The organism is Sphingomonas sp., assembly GCF_050725575.1.
Lineage (GTDB): Bacteria > Pseudomonadota > Alphaproteobacteria > Sphingomonadales > Sphingomonadaceae > Sphingomonas.
Window position 1 is genome coordinate 96,444 of the sequence record NZ_JBOHHW010000010.1, and the last position, 20,598, is coordinate 117,041.

Annotated in this window: 16 protein-coding genes and 1 pseudogene; 11 read left to right on the top strand and 6 right to left on the bottom strand. The window is 65.0% G+C overall.

Translation table 11 applies throughout. The features are described 5' to 3' along the window. The first annotated feature begins 293 nt into the window (after positions 1-293). A complete protein-coding gene (locus ACRECS_RS09455) occupies positions 294-2,966 on the top strand; it encodes a hypothetical protein (RefSeq protein ID WP_431582708.1) in 2,673 nt (890 codons plus the stop codon). A 3-nt stretch (positions 2,967-2,969) separates the two neighbouring features. Here the strand turns inward: ACRECS_RS09455 and ACRECS_RS09460 are convergent, their stop codons facing one another. From ACRECS_RS09460 to ACRECS_RS09475, 4 genes are read right to left on the bottom strand one after another with little or no spacing between them, the layout of a single operon-like run. Then, positions 2,970-3,929 (bottom strand): alpha/beta hydrolase, encoded by a 960-nt coding sequence (locus ACRECS_RS09460; RefSeq protein WP_431582709.1) that lies wholly within the window; start codon positions 3,927-3,929, stop codon positions 2,970-2,972. Continuing rightward, positions 3,926-4,555, bottom strand: a complete 630-nt coding sequence (locus ACRECS_RS09465) for a 2-dehydro-3-deoxy-6-phosphogalactonate aldolase (protein ID WP_431582710.1) — start codon at positions 4,553-4,555, stop codon at positions 3,926-3,928. The genes ACRECS_RS09460 and ACRECS_RS09465 overlap by 4 nt, the downstream gene beginning before the upstream one ends. Next, entirely contained in the window at positions 4,552-5,283 is a 732-nt protein-coding gene (locus tag ACRECS_RS09470) for an SDR family NAD(P)-dependent oxidoreductase (protein WP_431582711.1), read from the bottom strand. The genes ACRECS_RS09465 and ACRECS_RS09470 overlap by 4 nt, the downstream gene beginning before the upstream one ends. After that, on the bottom strand, positions 5,273-6,349 hold the full coding sequence (locus ACRECS_RS09475; RefSeq protein ID WP_431582712.1) for an aldose 1-epimerase: 1,077 nt from the start codon (positions 6,347-6,349) through the stop codon (positions 5,273-5,275). Before ACRECS_RS09475 ends, ACRECS_RS09470 begins: the two co-directional genes overlap by 11 nt. 232 nt (positions 6,350-6,581) lie before the next feature. On the opposite strand from ACRECS_RS09475, the gene ACRECS_RS09480 reads away from it, so the two are divergent. The 10 genes from ACRECS_RS09480 (at position 6,582) to ACRECS_RS09525 (ending at position 19,506) form a co-directional block, all read left to right on the top strand. Then, the gene (locus ACRECS_RS09480) at positions 6,582-7,493 is read left to right on the top strand and encodes a dihydrodipicolinate synthase family protein (protein WP_431582713.1); all 912 of its coding nucleotides are present in this window, start codon (positions 6,582-6,584) and stop codon (positions 7,491-7,493) included. A 1-nt stretch (position 7,494) separates the two neighbouring features. Continuing rightward, entirely contained in the window at positions 7,495-8,670 is a 1,176-nt protein-coding gene (locus ACRECS_RS09485; RefSeq protein WP_431582714.1) for a mandelate racemase/muconate lactonizing enzyme family protein, read from the top strand. Positions 8,671-8,715: 45 nt separating this feature from the next. After that, a complete protein-coding gene (locus ACRECS_RS09490) occupies positions 8,716-9,438 on the top strand; it encodes an IclR family transcriptional regulator (RefSeq protein WP_431582715.1) in 723 nt (240 codons plus the stop codon). 234 nt (positions 9,439-9,672) lie between these two features. Next, entirely contained in the window at positions 9,673-12,369 is a 2,697-nt protein-coding gene (locus tag ACRECS_RS09495) for a TonB-dependent receptor (RefSeq protein WP_431582716.1), read from the top strand. 28 nt (positions 12,370-12,397) lie between these two features. Then, the gene (locus ACRECS_RS09500; protein WP_431582717.1) at positions 12,398-13,357 is read left to right on the top strand and encodes a 2-dehydro-3-deoxygalactonokinase; all 960 of its coding nucleotides are present in this window, start codon (positions 12,398-12,400) and stop codon (positions 13,355-13,357) included. Then, positions 13,354-14,589 carry an MFS transporter gene (locus ACRECS_RS09505; RefSeq protein WP_431582718.1) on the top strand — a complete coding sequence of 412 codons (1,236 nt, stop codon included), beginning with the start codon at positions 13,354-13,356 and terminating at the stop codon, positions 14,587-14,589. Before ACRECS_RS09500 ends, ACRECS_RS09505 begins: the two co-directional genes overlap by 4 nt. Beyond that, entirely contained in the window at positions 14,586-15,575 is a 990-nt protein-coding gene (locus ACRECS_RS09510) for a glycoside hydrolase family 88 protein (protein ID WP_431582719.1), read from the top strand. The genes ACRECS_RS09505 and ACRECS_RS09510 overlap by 4 nt, the downstream gene beginning before the upstream one ends. Next, the gene (locus ACRECS_RS09515; protein ID WP_431582720.1) at positions 15,572-16,774 is read left to right on the top strand and encodes a mandelate racemase/muconate lactonizing enzyme family protein; all 1,203 of its coding nucleotides are present in this window, start codon (positions 15,572-15,574) and stop codon (positions 16,772-16,774) included. Before ACRECS_RS09510 ends, ACRECS_RS09515 begins: the two co-directional genes overlap by 4 nt. A 59-nt stretch (positions 16,775-16,833) precedes the next feature. Next, positions 16,834-18,021, top strand: a complete 1,188-nt coding sequence (locus ACRECS_RS09520; protein ID WP_431582721.1) for a family 16 glycosylhydrolase — start codon at positions 16,834-16,836, stop codon at positions 18,019-18,021. Positions 18,022-18,090: 69 nt separating this feature from the next. Continuing rightward, positions 18,091-19,506 carry a BNR-4 repeat-containing protein gene (locus tag ACRECS_RS09525; RefSeq protein WP_431582722.1) on the top strand — a complete coding sequence of 472 codons (1,416 nt, stop codon included), beginning with the start codon at positions 18,091-18,093 and terminating at the stop codon, positions 19,504-19,506. 461 nt (positions 19,507-19,967) lie between these two features. On the opposite strand, the gene ACRECS_RS09530 is transcribed toward ACRECS_RS09525, so the two are convergent. Together ACRECS_RS09530 and tnpB are read right to left on the bottom strand one after the other, a co-directional pair. Then, positions 19,968-20,147, bottom strand: a complete 180-nt coding sequence (locus ACRECS_RS09530) for a hypothetical protein (RefSeq protein WP_431582723.1) — start codon at positions 20,145-20,147, stop codon at positions 19,968-19,970. A 74-nt stretch (positions 20,148-20,221) separates the two neighbouring features. Beyond that, positions 20,222-20,374 (bottom strand): annotated as a pseudogene (gene tnpB / locus ACRECS_RS09535) (IS66 family insertion sequence element accessory protein TnpB); the annotation flags it as partial. Positions 20,375-20,598 lie beyond the last annotated feature (224 nt).

Consider the following 20,598-nt stretch of genomic DNA (forward strand, 5'->3'; position numbering starts at 1 on the left):
TCGCGCCTGACCCACGCAGAGCGCACATTCATGTTGTGACTCCGGATAGCTCATATCGAAGGGCATCCTGCCCATTGCCGCGCCGGAAAAACATCTCGACCATCGGCTTTTGTCACGATATGTATCCATATAAGCAACGATTGAGGGGGTGTCGCATGCGATTGGCAGTCTTGCTCCTGGGGAGCGTTTTTCTTCCGGGTATCGCAATTGCTCAGGCGCCTTTGCCGTCCGGCCCACTCACATTATTGGCGGACGGCAGTGTCGAATATCATACTGACACCGACAAACTGTTATTGCGCCCTGAATTTTCGATCGTCAGCGCCGATCGCGATCCTCTTCCCGATCTCAGCGCCGCCTTTGCGGACCCGCGGGAGCGCGGCACCGGTACGCCCGACCCGGAGGCCTATCGCTTGCCGACATGGCGGGCGGCGACTGGCGCCGGCCGGACCGATGACGTGCATTCAGCTGGAGTCGTCCGGAAACTCCTTGCCGACAAGGCGACATGGCGCGATGGCGCAGTGGTGTGGACCTTTCCATCGGATTCGCGCTTCACGCTCGGCGCCACCGTGACGGCCGCCCTCGGCGGCGGCGAGCCGGTTATCCGCTTCACGTTCAGCGCGAAGCGGGATGGCTGGTACAGCATCGGCTATACCGGCATGCCGGCGACCGATCCGCAGGCGCTCGAGGCGCTGTATCAACCGTTGATCTGGCAGGAGAAGCGCTTTCCACGGGCGCCGCTCACCACGTCTGAAGCAATGGGCGGGCTCCCGCTGACCCTGGTTTCCAAGGGAGGCATCACCACCGGCCTGGCGGTCGATCCCGGCGAAAGCCCGTTCCGGATGCCGACCGTTGCCAATGCGCGCTTCGGCGTGATGTTGCGCAACCCGGCAGGTCTCGCCCAGCCGACGGTGTTTGCGCCATTGCTCGGAGTCGGCGAATCTCGGATGAAGGCGGGCTCGCGCTATGCCTTCGCGATGCGGCCGGTGATGGTGCGAGGCGATTGGTATGCGGCCTACACGCAGGTCGCGCACCTGTTCGGCTTTGGCGACTATCGCGAGAATGGCGATCTGCCGTTGAACGCGACGCTCGACAATATGATCGACTTCGCGATGGACGATGCGGCGTCCTATTGGGACCGCGACCTGAAGGGGTTCAGCTACATCACCGACGTGCCGGGCACGGTGAAGGTCGTGTCGGCGCTGCATCCCATGTCGCTCGCGCTGATCCGGGACGATCCGGAAATCTATCGCCGGCGCGCCTTGCCGGTCAGCGAATATCTGATGTCGCGTGAGAAATATCTCTATTCGCAAACCGTGTCCGAGGACGGCCAGGGCGCGTCGCACGCGATGGCGGGGCCGAGCGCCGAGGTCGGTGAGCTGGTCGGGCTCTATCAATTCTCGCGCGGCACCAGCACCGTGTTTCGCGATTATGCCGTGACGCTCGCCGGAAAACCGCGCGCGCTCAATCTCGACATGATCAGCGATCCGGACACGTTCCAGAACCATCTGGCGCTGTACCGGCTGACCGGAAAACCGGGCGAGCTTGCCCGTGCCCGGACGCTGGCCGACGCTTATGTCGCGAAACGGATCGACCGTGCGCAAACCGATTTCTCCGACGCGCGGCTGGCGACCGGCGGTCAGTTCTGGTCCGACTTCGCGCCCAAATGGATCGACCTGTTCGAGCTGTGGCAGGAAACCGGCGAGCAGCGCTATCTCGACGCGGCGACTGCCGGCGCGCGCAGCTATGCGTCGTTCGCCTGGTATTTTCCGAAGATCCCCCCCGGCGACATCACCGTGGACAAGGGCGGACACGCCCCGTTCGGCTGGCCGTTCGGCGTGCGCAAGACTGCGATGGGATCGCCCGAACGCACCCTTCCCGCCTGGCGCGTCGCGCAGACCGGGCTGACGCCGGAGGCATCGACCACCTGGGAACAGAATCCTGCGATATTCCTGACCAACCATGCGCCGTTCTTCCTACGCATCGCCAAGGCGAGCGGCGATCCGTTCCTGCATGAGGCTGCCCGCGCGGCGGTGGTCGGGCGCTATGCCAATTATCCGGGGTACGACATCAACGAGGCATTCTCGGACATCTATGCGCGCGCCGATTATCCGCACCGCGCCTATGAGGAGTATTCGTACAATCAGGTCTATTACAATCATGTCTGGCCGCAGATCGCACTGCTGACCGACTATCTCGTGTCGGATACCGAGACGCGCTCGAACGGCGCGATCCGTTTCCCCTCACGTTATGCGCCGGGTTATGCCTATCTGCAGAGCAACGTCTATGGCGACCGGCCGGGCCGCTTCATGGGCGATGACGGTGTGATGCTGTGGATGCCAAAACGGGTCGTCGCGATCGACGATGTACAGGTCGATTTTCTCTCGGCGCGCGGCAACGGCAATTTCTATCTGGCGCTCAACAATGCGTCGCATCGGCCGGTCAATGCCATGGTGACGCTCGATCCCGATTATGTGAACTGGGTGCCGGGCAAGCGTTATGCCGTGAGTGTCTGGGTCGATGGCGCGAAGCAAGCCGATACGGTCGCGGTCGACGGCAAGGTCGGCATCACGCTCACCCCCGGCGGCCAGACCGCGCTGACAATACACGACATGCCGACCTTCACGCGAATGCAGACCGCCTATTTCTCGGCAAAAACACCCGCGCTTGGCGCGAAGAGCCATGTCGTGTCGGCCACGCCGTTCGGTGATATGACCGGCATGTTGCTGGCCTTTCCGGGGCAGCCGACCGCCGCCTATGTCTGGCTCACCGCATCGGATGCGAAGGTGAAGGAAGCGCGACTGACCATCGAGGGTGGCGACAAGCCGGTGGTGATGACCGATGCGCGCCACCCGTTCGAGTTCGAGGCGCCGTTCGCCGCCGATGCGCGCAGTTTGCGCTACAGCGTCGAGGCGGTGATGACCGATGGGCGGGTCGAGCGGTCGGGCTCGGTGACGCTTGAGCGCTGAGCGTCAGGCGAGGTTGTTGCGCACATGCCAGCGGCGGGCGATCTGCGGCCAGTCGGCAATCGGCTGAGCCGGGTCGGCGCGCAGGCCGACGCCGTGGCTGCCTTCCTCGAACAAATGCATGTCGATCGGGCCGCCGCTCGCCCGGATCGCGCCGAACAGGATGAGCGACTGATCAACCGGCACAACGCGGTCGCGCACCGCGTGGATCAGCAAGACCGGGGGTGTGATCGGCGGCAAATTGACTTCGAGCGACCAAGCGGCAAGCTGTTGCGGCGTCGGATCCGGTCCGATCAGCGCGGTTCGCGTGCCGCCCGACGTGTTGCCGCTCATCGATATGACGGGATAAAGCAGCACCGCGCCGTCGGGGCGCGTCAGCAGATGATCCGCCGCATCGATCGCCGGATAGGTCCGCTCATACACCTTGGTGCAGAGGCACCCGGCGAGATGGCCACCGGCCGATCCACCGAGCACCGACACACGCTGCGGATCGACCTTCCACTGACCGCTGCCGCCGAAACGGATCAGCCGCATCGCCCGCTGTGCGTCCTGCAGCGCGACATCGGATCTGCCACCCCAGCGATCGGCCGGCAGGCGGTAGCGCAGGACGAAGGCGGCAATCCCGAGCGAGTTGAGCCAGCGTGCGGTTTCGAATCCCTCGCGATCGATCCCGACCCGGCTGTAACCGCCTCCCGGAATGATCAACACAGCGGCGCCCGTCGGGCTTGCGGCCGCGAAATAGGACATGGTCGGTCGCGTCACATGAACCGCGACACGATAGCGAAGCCCGGCATTGTCGACCTGGTCGTCGATCGTCTCGACCATTTTCGGCGCCGGACCGCCCGGCATCTTTCCCTCCGGCCAGAGCGGGACGACCAGATCGGGCTCGCGCGGGTCGAGTGAAAAGCCGCGCATGGTCACGACCGACGCCGATGCGGCCAAGAATTCGCGTCGCGACGTGATCATTGTCCAAGCTCCTGCCATGCCGCAACGGTCGCCACGGCCCGCGCGCTCACCGTCGCCGCATCATCGCCCGCCCGATAAAGGCTCGAGCCGAGACCGAAACCCGAGGCGCCCGCTTTGGTGAAGGCGGCGAAACCCGTTTCGTCAACGCCACCGACCGCGAAGATCCACGCGCTCGCCGGCAACACTGCCCGCCACGCCGCGATCGTCCCCGCGCCCAGTTCGCGTGCCGGAAAAAGCTTCAGGGCGTCGGCACCGGCACCCAGCGCCGCGAAAGCCTCGGTGGCGGTCGCGACCCCGGGCATCGACGCGACCCGGTTCGCCCGGGCCGTCGCGACCATTTCGGGCACGAAATTCGGCGCCAGCAGCAATCGCGCGCCGGCATCGACCGCGTCTTGCGCCGCGCGGGAATCAAGGACCGTACCCGCACCGATCAGGGCATGGTCGCCAAGATGCGCGGCCAGCCGGCTGATGCTGTCGAACGGCTGGGGCGAATTGAGCGGGACTTCGATCAGGACAAAACCCGCCTCGACCAGCGCTTCACCGATCGCCACGACCTTATCGGGTCGGACGCCGCGCAGGATCGCGACGAGCGGCAGGCGGGCTGCGGCGGTATCGAAGTCGATCATCGCCGCGTCAGTCCCGCGCCACCGTCGATCGGATAGACCGCGCCGGTGATCCAGCTCGCCTCGTCCGAGGCAAGGAACAGGATCAGCCGAGCGACCTCCTCGACCGTGCCCAGGCGCCCGATCGGATGGCGCAGGATATTAGCCGCACGCGCCGCGCTCGGATCGGCCTGGCGATCGAAGGACTCACGCAGCATCGCTGTGTCGATCGATGCCGGGGCGACGCAATTGGCGCGAACGCCGTCCGGCGCGACTTCGAGCGCGAAGGTCTTCATGAAAGTCTCCAGCCCGCCCTTCGACGCGGCATAAGCGGCAAGGCCCGGGGTCGCGCGGCCTGCATTGATCGAGGAGACGAAGACAAAAGCACCGCATCCTGCGGCCTGCATCGCCGGCGCGAATGCCTGGGTCAGGCGCAGCGCGCCGCCGACATTGACGTCATAGATGCGCGCGAACGCCGCCGGCGAAGACGCCAGCGTGCCGGCATGTTCGGTGGCGGCCCCGGCATGGACGACGATGGTCGGCGCGCCCAGTGTGCCGCCGATCCGGCCGGCAGCATCGGCGATCGCCGCATCATTGGCGAGATCGCAGGCGATACGGATATCGCCGTCGGCCGGCTCGACCAGATCGAGCGCGGCGACGCTCGCGCCCTCGGCCGCGAACAACCGGCAGATCGCCGCGCCGATCCCGCCCGCGGCGCCGCTGACGACCGCGATCTCCCCTTCAAGCCGCATCGCCGCTTCCCTCTCCATCGAATCGAATCGCGCCGCCCCAGCCGATATCGGTCACCGTCCCGCCCGGGGTGAACAGCGTAATATCCCAACGCGCCGCGACCGTCTCGCCCGGCGCCAGCACGATCGCCGTCCCGCGCGCCGCGGCGTCGGTCAGCGACGGCAAATCGCAAGCGGGTTCGAGTGCGATCATGCGGCGTGCGCCGTACCAGGGATAATCGCCTTCGCCCCCAAGCATCCGCCACAGGCCGAGCATCGGAAATATCTTCTCGTCCCAGCGCAAGGCGACCCCTGCGCCGCGGCGATCATTGGATACCGCGAACCAGCCGGCCGGCAGATCGTCCACCCGGGTGAAATCATGCAGACCGACCGCGTCGTCCGGCACGCGGCAAAGCGCGGTCGCCGCGCCGTCCCGCACCGGCCAGGTGCCCGAATGCCCGGGCTCGCCTTGGATGGTCCATACCGCACCCGCGGGAAGGTCGATCCGCGTTCCCGCCTCGATCAGCGGCGCGCCGAATGTCGGGTGCTGCCCCCATAATATCTCGATCGGATGCGCCGCTTCGCTGGTGACGCTTTCGTCGAGCCGCACCGTGCCGCTGCCGCGCTCGATCGTGAAGCGCCGCTCGACGGACAGCGGCGTCCGGCGCAGCCGGGTGTGCAGCGTCACCGTCACGCGTTCGGCACGGTCCTCCTCGATAACGATATTCCAGGCGAGGAAGGTCGCTTCGCCATGCTGACCATGTTCCGCACCGCGGTGGCGACACGGCACGGGTCCGTTGGGGAGCATGAGATACCAGCCACCCGGAAAAAGGTCGCGGAACGCACCGACCGCGAGTGGCGAGGGCAGGCTGTCCTGCGGCGACGACAGCGCCGCCGGCGCCTGATGGAGCATTTCGGTATCGGTCGGCTTATGAGTGAGCTCGAGGATGTCCGCGCCCTTGTCGGCACAGATCAACATGCGGAGCGTCTCATTCTCGATGCTGACACAACGGCGCCCGCGCCAGACAATTTCGCGCAGGCGACAGCCGTGATTGCGGTGCTGGCCGAAGCGGGGCGCAGATATTTCCATCGAGATCGACGATCCTCCCACGCTTTATTTGTGACAATGGTAGCAACATAAAAACTCTTAGTCAAAAACCAGCCGTACTAGGCGATCGCTTGGCAGCCAGGTGGAGTTTTTCGGCCAATATAGCATTCCATTCGCTGACATGGCGCAGCACCGCAACGTTTGACTTGTTGCTAAATCAGCGATATCTCAATCATTGTAGCCCGGCAGAAGGTTGTCAGCGAGGGGGACGAACTTGACCAAAACCATCGGCGGTGTTTTTCCAGTGCTGCCCACACCCTTTCGTGACAGCAGCGAGATCGATGAAGCCGGATTCATCCGGATCGTCGACTTTGTCGTCGCCTCGGGCGTGGATGGCGTCGTTTTTCCGGGCCTTGCCAGCGAGTATGACATGCTCTCGCTCTCCGAGCGCCAGCGCCTGATCGCGCTGGTCGGTGAGCGGGCAGCCGGGCGGGTCGATTTCATCGTCGGCGCGAGCAGCGCCGATGCGGCGGAAAGCGCAGCATTGGTACGCAGCGGCCGCGACGCCGGCGCGGCAGCCGCGATGGTCATGACCCCGGCTTCGTTCATCGGCGATCCGGCGGGGCTTGCCGCGCATTATACCGAACTCGGCGGCCATGGCCTGCCGATCATGCTGCAGAACGCGCCAAAGCCAATGGGCATCGGCCTGTCCCCGACCGAGGTGCTCGCAACACTCGCGGCAAGCCCGGTGGTCGCCTGGGTCAAGGAAGAGAATATGCCGTGCGGCCAGCGCATCAGCGCTTTGCTCGCGGCGGCACCGGCGAGCCTGATCGGCGTGTTCGGCGGCGCGGGCGGGCGTTACATCACCGATGAGCTCGCGCGCGGCGCGACCGGCACGATGCCCGCCGCCGAACTGCCCGAAGTCCATGTCGCGCTGATGGCCGCGCACCGCGCCAGGGACGATGGCAAGGTCCGCGATCTTTACGACCTGATGCTCCCGGTGCTGACCATGCAAGCGGTGTTCCGCTGGCGGCTGACCAAGGAAATCCTACGCCGGCGCGGCCTGATCGCCAGCGCCTTCACCCGCGCGCCCGGGCCGGAATTCGACGATGGCGATCATCGCGAACTGGACAAGCAGCTCGTCCGGTTGGAAGCTCTGACCGGGCCGATCGGAACGGGGCGATAACATGACGACAGCCGATGACGGCATCGCTTCGATCGAGACGTTCACCGTCACGATCCCGCGCGAAACGCCCTATCTCGGCGCATTGGGCCCCGGTGAAAGCGTCAACGCCGCCGGTTATATCGTCCGGCGCGGCAACCGCACCATCTATTCCACGGTCGATCGCTCGGTGGTCGTACGCGTCACGACGAAGTCAGGTGCGGTCGGCTGGGGCGAGACCTATGGACTGGTCGCACCGGCGGTCATCCATGCGCTGATCGACGATATCATCGCGCCGATCGTCGCCGGACGCTCGCCCTTCGATGTCGAAATGATCTGGGAGGATCTGTACGACCTGATGCGCGTACGCGGTTATCAGGGCGGCTTCTGGCTCGACGCGATCGCCGCGGTCGACATCGCGCTCTGGGACCTGAAGGCGCGCGCCTGCGATCGGCCGCTTCATCAGCTGCTCGGCGGGCGGCGTCGCGACACCATCCCGGCCTATGTGTCGGGCCTGCCCAAACCGACGCTCGCGGAACGCGTCGACCTCGCCCGATCGTTCGTCGACCGGGGTTTCGATGCGTTCAAATTCGCCGGGGTGGTCAGCTTCGACGGGATCGAGACGGAGATGGCGGCGCTGCGCGAGGCGCTGGGCGCGAAGATCAAGCTGATGGTGGATCTTCACTGGATGTTCAGCCCGGCAGAGGCCGTCGCACTGATCCGGCGGCTCGAACCCTATGACCTGAGCTTCGCCGAGGCGCCGTGCAAACCCGAGGACGTGGCCGGGCTCGCCGAAGTCGCGGCCCGGGTCGGCGTGCCGATCGCCGGCGGCGAGGAATGGCGGACGGTGTTCGACGCCCGCGCCCGCCTGGAGGCTCGCGCGGTGTCGATCGTCCAGCCCGAAATGGGCCATACCGGCATCACCCAATTCATGCGCATCGCTCATCTCGCCCAGGCGCACCACGCAAGGGTGATGCCGCATGCGACGATCGGTGTCGGCATTTTCGCGGCGGCCAGCCTGCATGCGGCGGCGGCGATCCGCGACTTGCCGTATCACGAATATCAGCACTCGATCTTCGACCGGTCGGCGCAACTGCTCGACGGGCGGCTGGAATGCACCGCCGGCCAGTTCGCGCTGCCCGAGGGGCCGGGGCTCGGTGTCGTTCCCAATGCGATGTTGTGGGACCATGTCGTTTCGTAAGCGATGGGCTGGCGGCGGGCGACCGCTTGCCGCTAGATGGCGGCCATGCGCACCAAGATAAACGCCCAGCCCAATCAGAGCCTGATCGACGGGATCATCACGCTGCAGGCACTCGCCGTGGCGGAAGAGCCGATCGGGTGCCGCGAGCTCGCGCGCCAGCTCGGTTTCGACCCGACCAAGGTCAACCGCTTGCTCAAGACGCTCGCTTATCTCGGCATCGCGCGACAGACCGCCAACCGCAAATATACCGCCGGGCCGGGTATGCATGTGCTCGCCGCGCAAAGCCTGTTCGCCTCCGGGCTGATCCGCCGCGCGCTGCCGGCGCTTGAGCATTTGCGGCGCTTCGGCCACACGGTTGCGCTTGGCGTGCTGTGGAACGACAACGTCAGCTACCTGTTCCACGCACCGCCGGGGATCGAGGCGTCGCGGGGCCTTGGCCGGATCGGGCTATTGCCGGCGACGGTGAGCGGGATTGGCCTGGCGCTGCTCGCCGAGCTCGACGACGAGGAAGTGGCCGAGCTTTATGAGGGCAAGGATATTCCGAACTTCGGCGGCGGCATCACCGCGCTGCTGACCAAGCTCGACGAGATTCGCTCGCTCGGCTTTGCGCGTGTCCATGTCGCCGATGACCGCGACCATCACATCGTCGCGGTCTCGATGGGCGATCCCGTGCACGCGGCGATCGCGATGTCGGGGTGGATACCCGAGAACGCCACGCTGCCGATCGTCGATGCCCTGCGACTCGCCGCGACCGAGATCGGCAAATAGCGCGACATACAGGTGAACGTGTTGCTTCACGTGGCACAAAATACCGGCAAAACTTGATCCGATAGCGTCCGGCAAAATGCCCGCTCGCCTTCGTGATCTCCTAGTAATCTCATTGAAAGCACGCCCCGGTGTGGCATCGCACGCACAATGCTTGACACGTCACTAAATGTGCAACATTCTGAAGATGAGAAGAACGGATCACGTTCTCGCTTCAATCGAGGGGGAGGATACGGCATGGCACGACATATCGCATTGCGTTCGAGCGCACTGGCGATCGCGGTGGCAGCCCTGGCAGGGATTGCCCCGGCATGGGCGCAGACTGAACCCGTGACGCCGGCGCCGAACGGCACCGCCCAGACCCCCGAGACTCAGGCTGCCGATAGCGGCGCCGATGCCGATGGGGACATCGTCGTCACCGGTATTCGCGGCAGCATCACGCAAGGGCTGGCCGCCAAGCGCGACGCGACCCAGTTCGTCGATGCGATCGTCGCCGAAGATGTCGGCAAACTGCCCGACAAGAACATCGCCGAATCGCTGCAGCGCGTTTCCGGCGTCCAGATCAGGCGCTCGCTGGGCGAAGGCACCAGCGTCTCGATCCGCGGCCTGCGCCAGAACCGGACCGAGGTGAACGGCCGTACATTGGTCAGCCCGTTCGGCCGTGGCCCGGGCATCCCGGCGGACGCCGATTTCAATCCGCTGTCGCTCTATCCGGCCGAACTGATCAGCCGGCTCGAAGTGACCAAATTGCTCTCCGCCGACCAGAGCGATGGATCGCTTGGCGGCACCGTCAACATCATCACCCGCAGGCCGCTCGACAGCCGCGACCGCATCATCGCGATCACCGCGGAAGGCACGCACAGCGACCTCGGCAAGCGCGAGGGTTATGACGCGTCGGCGCTGTTCTCGGGCAATTTCGGCGAAGGCCGGTTCGGCGCGCTGCTGAATGTGACTTATTCGGACAAGCCGGTGCAGGAGGATTCGTTCAACTCATTCGCCGGCTTCCTGCCGCTGACCACGGCCTTTGATCCGAATGGCGACGGCGTCGCGGACAATGATCCCAACCATGACGGCGTGCCCGGTACCTATATCGCCGATCTGCGTTACCAGTCGCTGCGCGAGCGCCGTAAGCGCGTCGGTATCAACGGCGTGCTGCAATGGCGCCCGACCGACGAGCTCGAATTCACACTCGACACGATTTACACCAACGGCAAGGCCGAACGGCGGCGCAACTGGTTCGCGGTCGCCCTGTCGAGCGTCGGCAGCGCCTATACCAGCTATACCTTTTCACCCAATGAAGTGCTGGTCGCCGGCACGATCCGGGCGCCGTTGCAGGGCAATGACGAGCGGCTCGATATTCGCGACCATTCGCTGTCGAGCGCACTCGACGCGACCTGGGAACATGGCCCGATCAAGCTGCGCGCCGAGGGCAGCTATTCCAACGCCACGCTGAATTACGACCAGACCTATATCCGCACGCAGACGATCAATTCCTATCTGACCGGATTCGACTTCCGCAATTCCGCGGTCCCGCAACTGACCCTGCCGAGCGGCGTGAACCTGCTCGATCCGACGATCTATCGTTATTCGAATTTCTTCGACAATCGCTTCCTGTCGAACGCCAAGGAATATGCGGGCCAGGTCGACGGCACCTATCAGATCGACAGCGGGATCCTCGACTCATTCCAGGCCGGCGCGAAATACGCCAAGCTGAAGACCCAGCGCACCAGCCTGACCACTCAGCTTACCTCGAACGTCACGCTGCCGTCGCTGTCGTCCAGTCTCTACGAACCGGTCGATTTCGCCGGCCTGCTCGGCGGCAACGCGCCGTTCGCGGAACAGTATCTCGCCGGCAATCCATTCGGCACCGGCGCTCAATTCGCCTGCGTCGCCATCCTCGGCCAGGGCAATTGCACGCCGCGCTTGCTTGATCCAACCGCCTCGTACCGGCTCAATGAACAGACCACCGCCGCTTATGTGAAGCTGAACATCAAGGGCGACCTCGGGTCGATCCCGTTCTCGGGCAATATCGGCGTGCGTTACACGCACACCGCGCGTGACGCGGAATCGGCCTTCAAGCGGTCCAACGGCACTTTCGCGCCGATCACCGCCAACCCCGACTTCACCGACTGGCTGCCGAGCGCGGTGCTGAAGTTCGATGTCAGCAAGACCCTCGTCTTCCGTGTCGGCGCGGCCAAGGTCGTCGGCCTGCCGGACTCGCAGGATCTCAGTCCCGGCCTGTTGCTCAACTCGATCGTGTTCACCGCGACCGGCGGCAACCCCAATCTCCAGCCGTTCCGCGCCACGCAATATGACGCGTCGGCGGAATGGTATTTCCGCGAGGGGTCGGCGCTGACGATCGGATTGTTCTACAAGGATATCGGATCGTTCCTGTCGACGCGGTCAGCGTTCGAAACGGTGCCGGGCGAGGCACAGCAATATCTCGTCACGCGCAAAGTGAACGGCACGGGCGGATCGCTCAAGGGTGTCGAGGTCCTGCTCCAGCTGCCGTTCAACTTCCTGCCCTCGCCGATCGACGGCTTCGGCATCCTCGCCAATTATTCCTATATCGACAGCTCCACGCCGTTCACGAACGCACGGACCAAGGAGGAGCTGCCGCTCGAGGGCCTGTCGAAGAACAATGCGAACCTGGTGGTCTATTACGAGAAATACGGCTTCGGCGCTCGTGTCGCCTATAATTACCGCAGCGGTTATCTCGACAGCATCACGGCGGGCGGCGAGGGCTCGTTCTTCAAGCCGTACAAGACGATCGACGCCTCGATCCGCTACGATTTCGGCAAATTCTCGATCTTCGCGGAGGGTGCCAACCTCAACAACGAGAAGCAGGTTCGCTACACCGGCGCGCCGGAGGCGATCGCCCTCTATGCCGAACAGGGCCGCCGCTTCTCGATCGGGGCCAGCGCGAAGTTCTGATCGCGCGTGACGGAAAAAGGCTGGCGACATGACGACGGACGGGCTGTTCATTGCCGGCGATTGGGGGTCGAGCGCGATGCGCCTGCACCTTTGTCGCCGGGGCCCCGCCGGCCCGGAAATCCTCGATAGCGTCGCCGGCCCCGGCGCGAAAACGGTGACCGATCACGAAGCCGCGTTTTTCGATGCGGCGGGTGGCTGGCTCGACCAGCATGGGGCGATACCGATCCTGCTGTCCGGCATGATCGGATCGACGATCGGCTGGCGCGAGGCGGGTTATGTCGCCGCGCCGGCCGATGCCGCCGGGCTTGAAACCCGATTGCTGCGATTCACCGCACGCGGGGTTGCAATCGCGATCGTGCCGGGCCTGTCCTGCACCAATATATTCGGCTTCCCCGACGTGATGCGCGGCGAGGAGATGCAGTTGTTCGGCTGGCTCGCGACGCGTGACGACGATGCTGTCGAGCGGCTGATCTGCTTGCCCGGGACTCATGCCAAATGGACCCGGACGCACGGACGCCGCGTGATGGATTTCTTCACCAGCATGCAGGGCGAACTGCACGAACTGCTGCTGCAGCACAGCCTGCTCGGTCGCTCGCTGGACCGCGCGCCGGATCCGGCCGCACCCGTCGACGCACATGCGTTTCGACACGGCGTCGAGGCAATGGCGGCCGATCCGACGCTCGCCATCGAGCATGCGATCTTCGCGATGCGGTCCCGCATCCTGACCGGCGATCTCGGCCAGGGTGCGGCGCCATCCTTCCTGTCGGGGCTGATGATCGGCGCCGAAGTGCGCGACGGCATTCATGCCCATGCGATGCGCGGCATGACGGTCACGCCTTTGGTCCTGATCGGCAGCGAACGACTGGTCGAATTATATGGCATCGCGTGCGACCGGCTGGGCGTCGCCCATGTCGATATGGTCGACCGTGACCTGGCCGTTCGCGGCCTCGCCGCGCTGATCGCGCCCGCCGTGGCGCCGGCGGCATGACCGCGCCAGTGCGGAGCAAATTGCGCTGGGCAATCCTCGCCTTGCTGTTCGCCTCGACCGTGATCAACTATCTTGATCGTCAGGCGCTTTCGATCCTCGCGTCGACCGTCCAGCGCGATCTGGGCATGACGACGCTCGATTACGCGCATGTCGTCCAGCTCTTCCTGATCGCCTATACCGCGGCATATCTGATCGCCGGACGGGTCACCGACTGGCTCGGCACCAAGGTGAGCCTCGCCTTGTTCGTCGGCTGGTGGTCGATCGCCAATCTGCTGACCGGTCTGGTCAGTTCGGCCGGTCAACTCGGTGCGGCGCGCTTCGCGCTCGGGCTGGGCGAGGCGGGCAATTACACCGCCGGGCCAAAGGCGGTGTCGGAGCATTTCGAACCGTCCGAACGCGCGCTCGCCTTCGGCATCTATACCGCGGGCGCGATGGTCGGCGCGACGCTCGCCCCGCCGCTGATCGCCGGACTGGCGATCGCCTATGGCTGGCGCGCGGCGTTCCTGGCGACGGGCAGCCTGGGGTTCGTCTGGCTGATCGCCTGGCTGCTCGTCTATCGCTCACCCAAGGGAACGCCGCCGCGTGCGCGGCCATTGCCCGAGGCAGGGCTATGGTCGGCGATCCTGCGCGACCGGACGATCTGGCTGCTCGCACTGTCGCGCGCCATCGCCGACCCGGTGTGGTATTTCTATTTGTTCTGGTTTCCCAAATATCTGACCGACGCGCGCGGGCTTGACCTTGTCGCGGTCGCCTCGTTTGCGTGGATCGTCTATCTCGCCGCCGATATCGGCAGCGTCGGCGGCGGCTTCCTGTCGAGCCGGCTGGTCAAGCGCGGGATCGATCCGGCGCGCAGCCGGATCATGGCGATGGCGGTCGCGGTCGTGCTCGCCCCGCTTGGCGCGTTCATTGCGACCGGACCGATCCTGCCGATCGTGTTCGCGCTCGGTTCGCTGGTCGCGTTCGCCCATCTCGTATTCCAGATCAACATGGGGACGCTGATCGTCGACCTCTATCCCGGCCGCGTGGTCGCGACGGTGTTCGGCGTGATCGCCGCGGGCAGCGGCGTCGGCGGAATCATCTCGACGCAGATCGTCGGCAGCCTCGTTTCCGGCGGCAGCTATGATCATGTGTTCATCCTGATGGCGTTGCTCCACCCGGTCGCCTGGGGCGTCGCCTGGCTGGCGTGGCGGTCGGCGGCGCGATCGCCGGTCCGCGCAAGAGTGCCGGCATGAACGATCGCGACTTGCTGCGCCGCGCCGCGGTCACGACCATGCGGTGGAATTTCCGCCTATGGGGCTTTGGCGAGGCGATCGCGCTGCGCGGATTGCTCGCCAGTGCGCCGGTACTGAACGACGAAACGCTCAACGGCTTCGTCTACGGCCTGATGCGCGGCTGGGTCGGGCGCGGCGTGGCGCGGTCAAACGAGGATCATGTCGCGCCGGGACGCGAATTGCTCGCGGTGTGGGAACGAGAGCGCGATCCGGTGCTGCTTGATGCCGCCCGATCGCTGGCGGCGCTCAACGCATCCTTTCCCAAGGGCGCGACCGGCGCACGCTGCCATCGCCCCGACACACCGGGCTGGCGGCACCAGATCTGGGTCGATTGCATGGACATCGACGGGCCCTTCCTGGTCCGGCTGGCGGCGGCCACTGGTGAGGATCGCTATTTCGATCAGGCGGCCGAGGAATTGCTCGGTTATGCGCGCGCATTGCAGGATGAGGGCGGCGGGCTGTTCCGCCATGGCCACGAGAAATATGCCGGGCGCAACGGCGCGCATTGGGCGCGTGGTAATGGCTGGGCGCTGATGGGGCTGGCGGATTCGCTGGAGATCCTGCCGCCCGAACATCCCGCCGCCGCCGAACTCCGCCAGCGCCTGGCCTCGCTCGTCGCCGCGCTGGCGGCGCGGCAGGACGAGGGCGGGCTGTGGCACACCGTCCTGACCGACGACGCGACCTATCTCGAGACCACGCTTGCGGCGATGGTCGCCTGCACGCTGCCCGTCGCGATCGGGCATGGCCTGGTCGACCCGCGCTTCGCGGCGATGGCCGGGGCGGCGCGCGCCGCGATGCTGGCGCATGTCGATGCCGACGGTGCGCTCGCGCTGGTCAGCGACGCAACGCCGGTCGGCGAGCATCGCGGCTATGCGACCCGGCCATTCGGCATCTTTCCCTGGGGCCAGGGTCCCCTGTTGCTGACGCTGGCGAGGAGTGACGCATGAAGATCACCAAGGTCGAAGCCATCCCGATCCAGGCCAGGGCGATCGACAAGAAACCCTATTGGGGCAGCGCCGCCTGGGGTGACGAGCGCGGCACGCGGGGTGAGATTTCGACCGAATATCCGACGCCGCAGCGCCGGCGTTATGTCTATTCGAAGACGATCGACACCGTCATCGTCCGGATCGAAACCGATGACGGCCGGGTCGGCTGGGGCGAAGCCAAGGCACCGGTCGCGCCACAGGCGACCGCCAAGATCATCGACCTGCTGCTCGCCGATATCGTGATCGGCGCCGACCCGCGCGAGACGACGCTGTTATGGGAACGGATGTACGCCGGGATGCGCGTCCGCGGCCACCGCGCCGGTTTCTATCTCGAGGCGATCAGCGGCGTCGACATCGCGTTATGGGATCTGGCCGGGCAAGCGGCCGGCGCTTCGATCACCACCCTGCTCGGCGGGTCGTTCCGCAATCCGGTGCGGGTCTATGCCTCGGGCCTTCCCGCCTTGCCGATCGATGCGCCCGACGATGCGCTGGCGCAGCTCGTCGCCGATGCGGTGGCGCTGCGCGATGCCGGTTATACCGGGCTGAAAATGGCGATCGGGCGCGGCCTGAAGGGCGATCTCCGGTCGATCGGCGCGGTGCGCGATGCATTGGGCGACGACTTCATCATCTATGCCGATGCCGCCGGCGTTTACAGCCGCGCCCAGGCGATGTGGCTCGGCGGCGCGCTACAGGATCTGGGCGTCGGTTTCTTCGAAATGCCGACCTTTCCCGAGGACGTCGAGGGTTATGCCGAACTCGCCCAGGCGCTGACCATTCCGATCGCGCTCGATTCGATCGGCTCGCGGCACGAAGCGGTCGAGCTGATCCGCGCCCGCGCGATCGACGTGCTGCAACCCGATGTATGCCGCGCCGGCGGCATCACCGAATGCCGCCGCATCGCCGAACTCGCCGACGCGCACGGCCTTGCCTTCGCGCCGCATATCAGCATCGGCTCGGCAATCCATTTCGGCGCTTCAGCGCACCTCGCCTCGGCCATGCCCAACACGCTGACCAGCGAATATTGGATCGGCGAAAACCCGATCGGCAATGTCATCCTCGACGCGCCGCTGCTGCTCGACCGGGGCTATCTCCACACGCCCACCGCACCCGGCCTCGGCCTGTCGATCCGTGAGGAGGAGCTTCGCAAGCACAGCGCATGACGCGCTCAACGGGACCGTCGGCCTCCCACCTTCCTCGCCGACCGATAAGGAGAAGCGATGTGAAGAGAATCTTTTCGTCATTCGTCCGCCGGCCCGTTTCGTGGCGTTCGCGCGCCGCATTGCTGGTCACCGCCACGCTGATACCCGCAAGCATGGTCAGCGCCGCGCCGCCCTCTCCGCTCTACGGGCTTGCCTGGGAGGAGACGTTCAGCGGCACGTCGGTCGACACGACGCGGTGGAATTTCCGTACCGACGTCAAGGCGCTGAGCGCACAGCTCGCGGCGAATGCCACCATCGCCAACAGCCAGCTCAGCCTGTTGATGAAGCAGGAGGCGGTCAGCGGCAAACAATACACCGGCGCTGGCGTGATCAGCAAACAGCTGTTCGGTTATGGCTATTACGAGGTCCAGGCCAGGACGACGACCAACCAGGGCTGGCACAATTCCTTCTGGATGATGGCCGGCAACGGCAGCGACACCTTTGCCGCCGGTCGGTATCTGGAGATCGACCAGAGCGAGATCGACACACAATCGCCCTCCTCCGTGCCGAGCGGCCTGCAAATCTGGAATGGCCAGGCGGGTTCGGGCGCCAATATCGGCGGACCGCGCTGCGCCACCTACTCCCCCGGCTTCTCCACCACGGGCGCGCTCCATACCTATGGCGCCGACTGGCGCGAGGGCGCGGTGGATTTCTACCTGGACGGCGTGAAATACTGCACCGTCGCGTATTCGACCACGACCTACCGGCAGGATCCGGTCAATATCTGGCTCACCGCGCTGGCCTATAAAACACCGGTGACGGTGGGCGGGACGCCGCAGATCTACGACACAGTCCGGTTCTACAAGCGCGATCAATATGTGATGAACGGCCGCTATGGTTACAGCGAGAGCGGTTCGGGCTGGCTGAACAGCACCCTGACCGGCTTCGGCCTGCTGCCGCAGCGCTATAGCTGTACCGCCGGCGCGACCGCGACCTTTGCACCCGGCTTCAACCAGAGCGGCAATTACCGGGTCTATATCTGGAAACTGGTCAACCCCAACGCCGATACCCAGGCCGAGATCGCCGTGCACGCACCGGCCGGGACCACGACGACTTATGTCAACTTCACCTCCGGCACGTCGGGCTGGGTCGATCTCGGTCAGTATAATTTCAACACCGGCTCGACCAACCCGGCGGCCTCGGTGACGAACACCGTCCATGCCGGTTGCCAGCGCTCGGGCGCGGTCAAGTTCGTCCGCGTCGCCTGAACACCCGGCGGGCGGGCGAGGAATGCCCGCCCGCACGCGACAATCAAAACGATAATTGGGAGATATGCCATGAACAAGATGCATCTGATGCTGGCTGCCTCGGCCCTGGCGATCACCGGTCTCGCGGTGGCGGCCAGCCTCGCCGGCCGGCCATCGGCGACTGAAGATGAGGCGATCCGGGTGGTTCCCGGCAAGCCGGCAGCGACACCGATACCCGCCTCGTTCAGCGGCACGGGCCCCTATCTGCCTCTCGCGGCGGCGGCCGCCACCGTGGCGGGGGTGATCGAGGAACGGATGCCGCGCAATGCCGATGCGTCGAACCAGGCGGCGTGGTGGATACCGCTCGCGATCCATGGCGGGTCGCATTATTTCGCATTCGATTCGCCCGGCGCGACCGTCGCCACGCACGAGGTCAAGGTCGGCAGGCGCGATGCGGCGGGTGTTTGGACGTTCGGATCGCTGCTCAAGGCGGACGGCACGGTCTGGTCGCAGACCGACGATCCCGGCCATTATCAGCCCACCATCGCGATCGACAGCGACGGCTACATCCATGTCTGGGCGGATATGCACAATAATGACTGGCGCTATTTCCGCTCGTCGGCGCCCGGCGACATCAGCGACCTGCGCCAGCGAACCGACATGCCCGGCCATGGCCAGTTCACCTATCCCGTCGCCAAGACCGCGCCCAATGGCGATGTCTGGCTCTTCCTGCGCAACCGTTCGGGCAGCGACGGCACGGGCGAACTCTATCGCTGGACCAATGCCGCCAATAGCTGGGCGAAGATCAGCGGCTTCGCCTACACTGCCGGTGCGGTGGTCTATCCCGACGATATGGCGTTCGGCAGCGACGGGACGATCAGCCTGGCCTGGGAATGGGCGAAGACGATGCCGCGGGCGCTGCGCCATTATGGCAGCTATCTGCGCTATAATCCGGCGACCAATGCCTGGTCCTATATGGACGGCACGGCCGCCACGATTCCGGTTACCCTGACGTCGAGTCCGAAGCTGTTCTTCCTGCCGCTGCAGCCGGGCGAGACCTTCACCACCGACGAGACGCTGCAGGGTGTGCAGAGCGTGAAGCTCGCGCTCGATTCGAACAACCGCCCGACGATCGCCTATCGGTATCGCCCCACCGACGGCAGCGGCCTGAAGAATTTCGATGTCTGGCGCATCCGCTGGAACGGCAGCGCCTGGGTCGACAAGGAAAAGATCTACACCGCAAACAACGACGTGCCGGCCGGTCTGGGCCTGACGCGCACCGCGACGCGCGTCCGCATCTATTTTGCCACCGATTCCGGCGGCCTGCAGCGCGCCGCCCGCACCGCCACCACGCCATGGGTCACTACCGCGCTTGCACCGGGAAGGGATATCGAACGGGTCAACGTCACGCCGATCGATGATGCGAACGACCTGATCTATGGCGGCGCCCCGACCGATATCGATGCCAATACGGGCAGCGTCTATTGGCTGAAGTCGACCGATTAGCGCTCATTCGGCACCATCTCGCATCTCGCGGCTGGGTTCCGCTCATGTCAAAGAGCGGGGCGATGGTCGACGGTGCCGATTGGAGGAGGGTTAGCGGTTGAATCGGCGGGGAGTTGTCAAATTAATGCGAACTCGTTTCCGCACGATGCAGCGAACGCGCTGGGTTCGAAGTCTCAGTTCGCGATCTGACACCACTCGGCCAGTGCGGCTGAGCGGGAGGGATTCGAACTAACCCCGCAAGCCATTGTTCTTCCCAGCCTTCCGATCGACGAATTTTTCGTGGTACCACGGAATGTACTGCAAAATTTCGCCTAAAAACCGAGGTTTGGCGCCTCAATCCGAATCCGTGCGCCTCTATCGAACCACAGTACATCGTCAGGTTTGCGGATAGATTTCTGGCGGTGGAAAGTGCGTTTCAGAGTAAGCGTGGTCTGAAGACCGCGGAAACGCTGAACTGGTGGTTAGCGAATGTTGTTGAGCGCAGCGATGCGGCCCGCCTCATCCAGCCGACGTTCGGCATCTGCTGGACTATCCCATTGTGCGATAGTTTGGGCAATCTCCCGCTCTCCTCGCTCCAAAGCGAAAGCAACAGCATCCATTTGCTTCATTCGCGGGCTATTATAGGCGACCATCGTATCCATTCCGTGGTCGAGCAACAAAGCCGCACTCGCGGAGCTGCGCCCTACAATCGCCGCAAACAGCGGGTTTCGGACGGCTCATACCAGAGCAGCTTGACGAGATCGCCACGCTTGCCGCGGAACGCGAACAGCGCGCCGGAGTGCGGACTCTGCTCCAGCACCTGTTGCAGCAGCACCGCCAGGCCGTCGAACCCCTTGCGCATATCGGTCGCGCCGCACGCCAGGAATATTCATTCCATAGTCGGGAGAGTCCGTCTGGTGACGACAGCTACGTGTCCGGAGAACGACGACACAGTCTATCGGCGGCATTGCGCCTCAGTCCCGGTCATTGAGCGTGTATGACGTCACTCCCGAAAGCGGTCGTTCTTTCAGAGCGACCCGCCAAGGCCCACCGCCGGTCACCGCCACCGCACCGGCCGGGAGAAGCATTGCTGGCACAACCTCATCGAGCGCC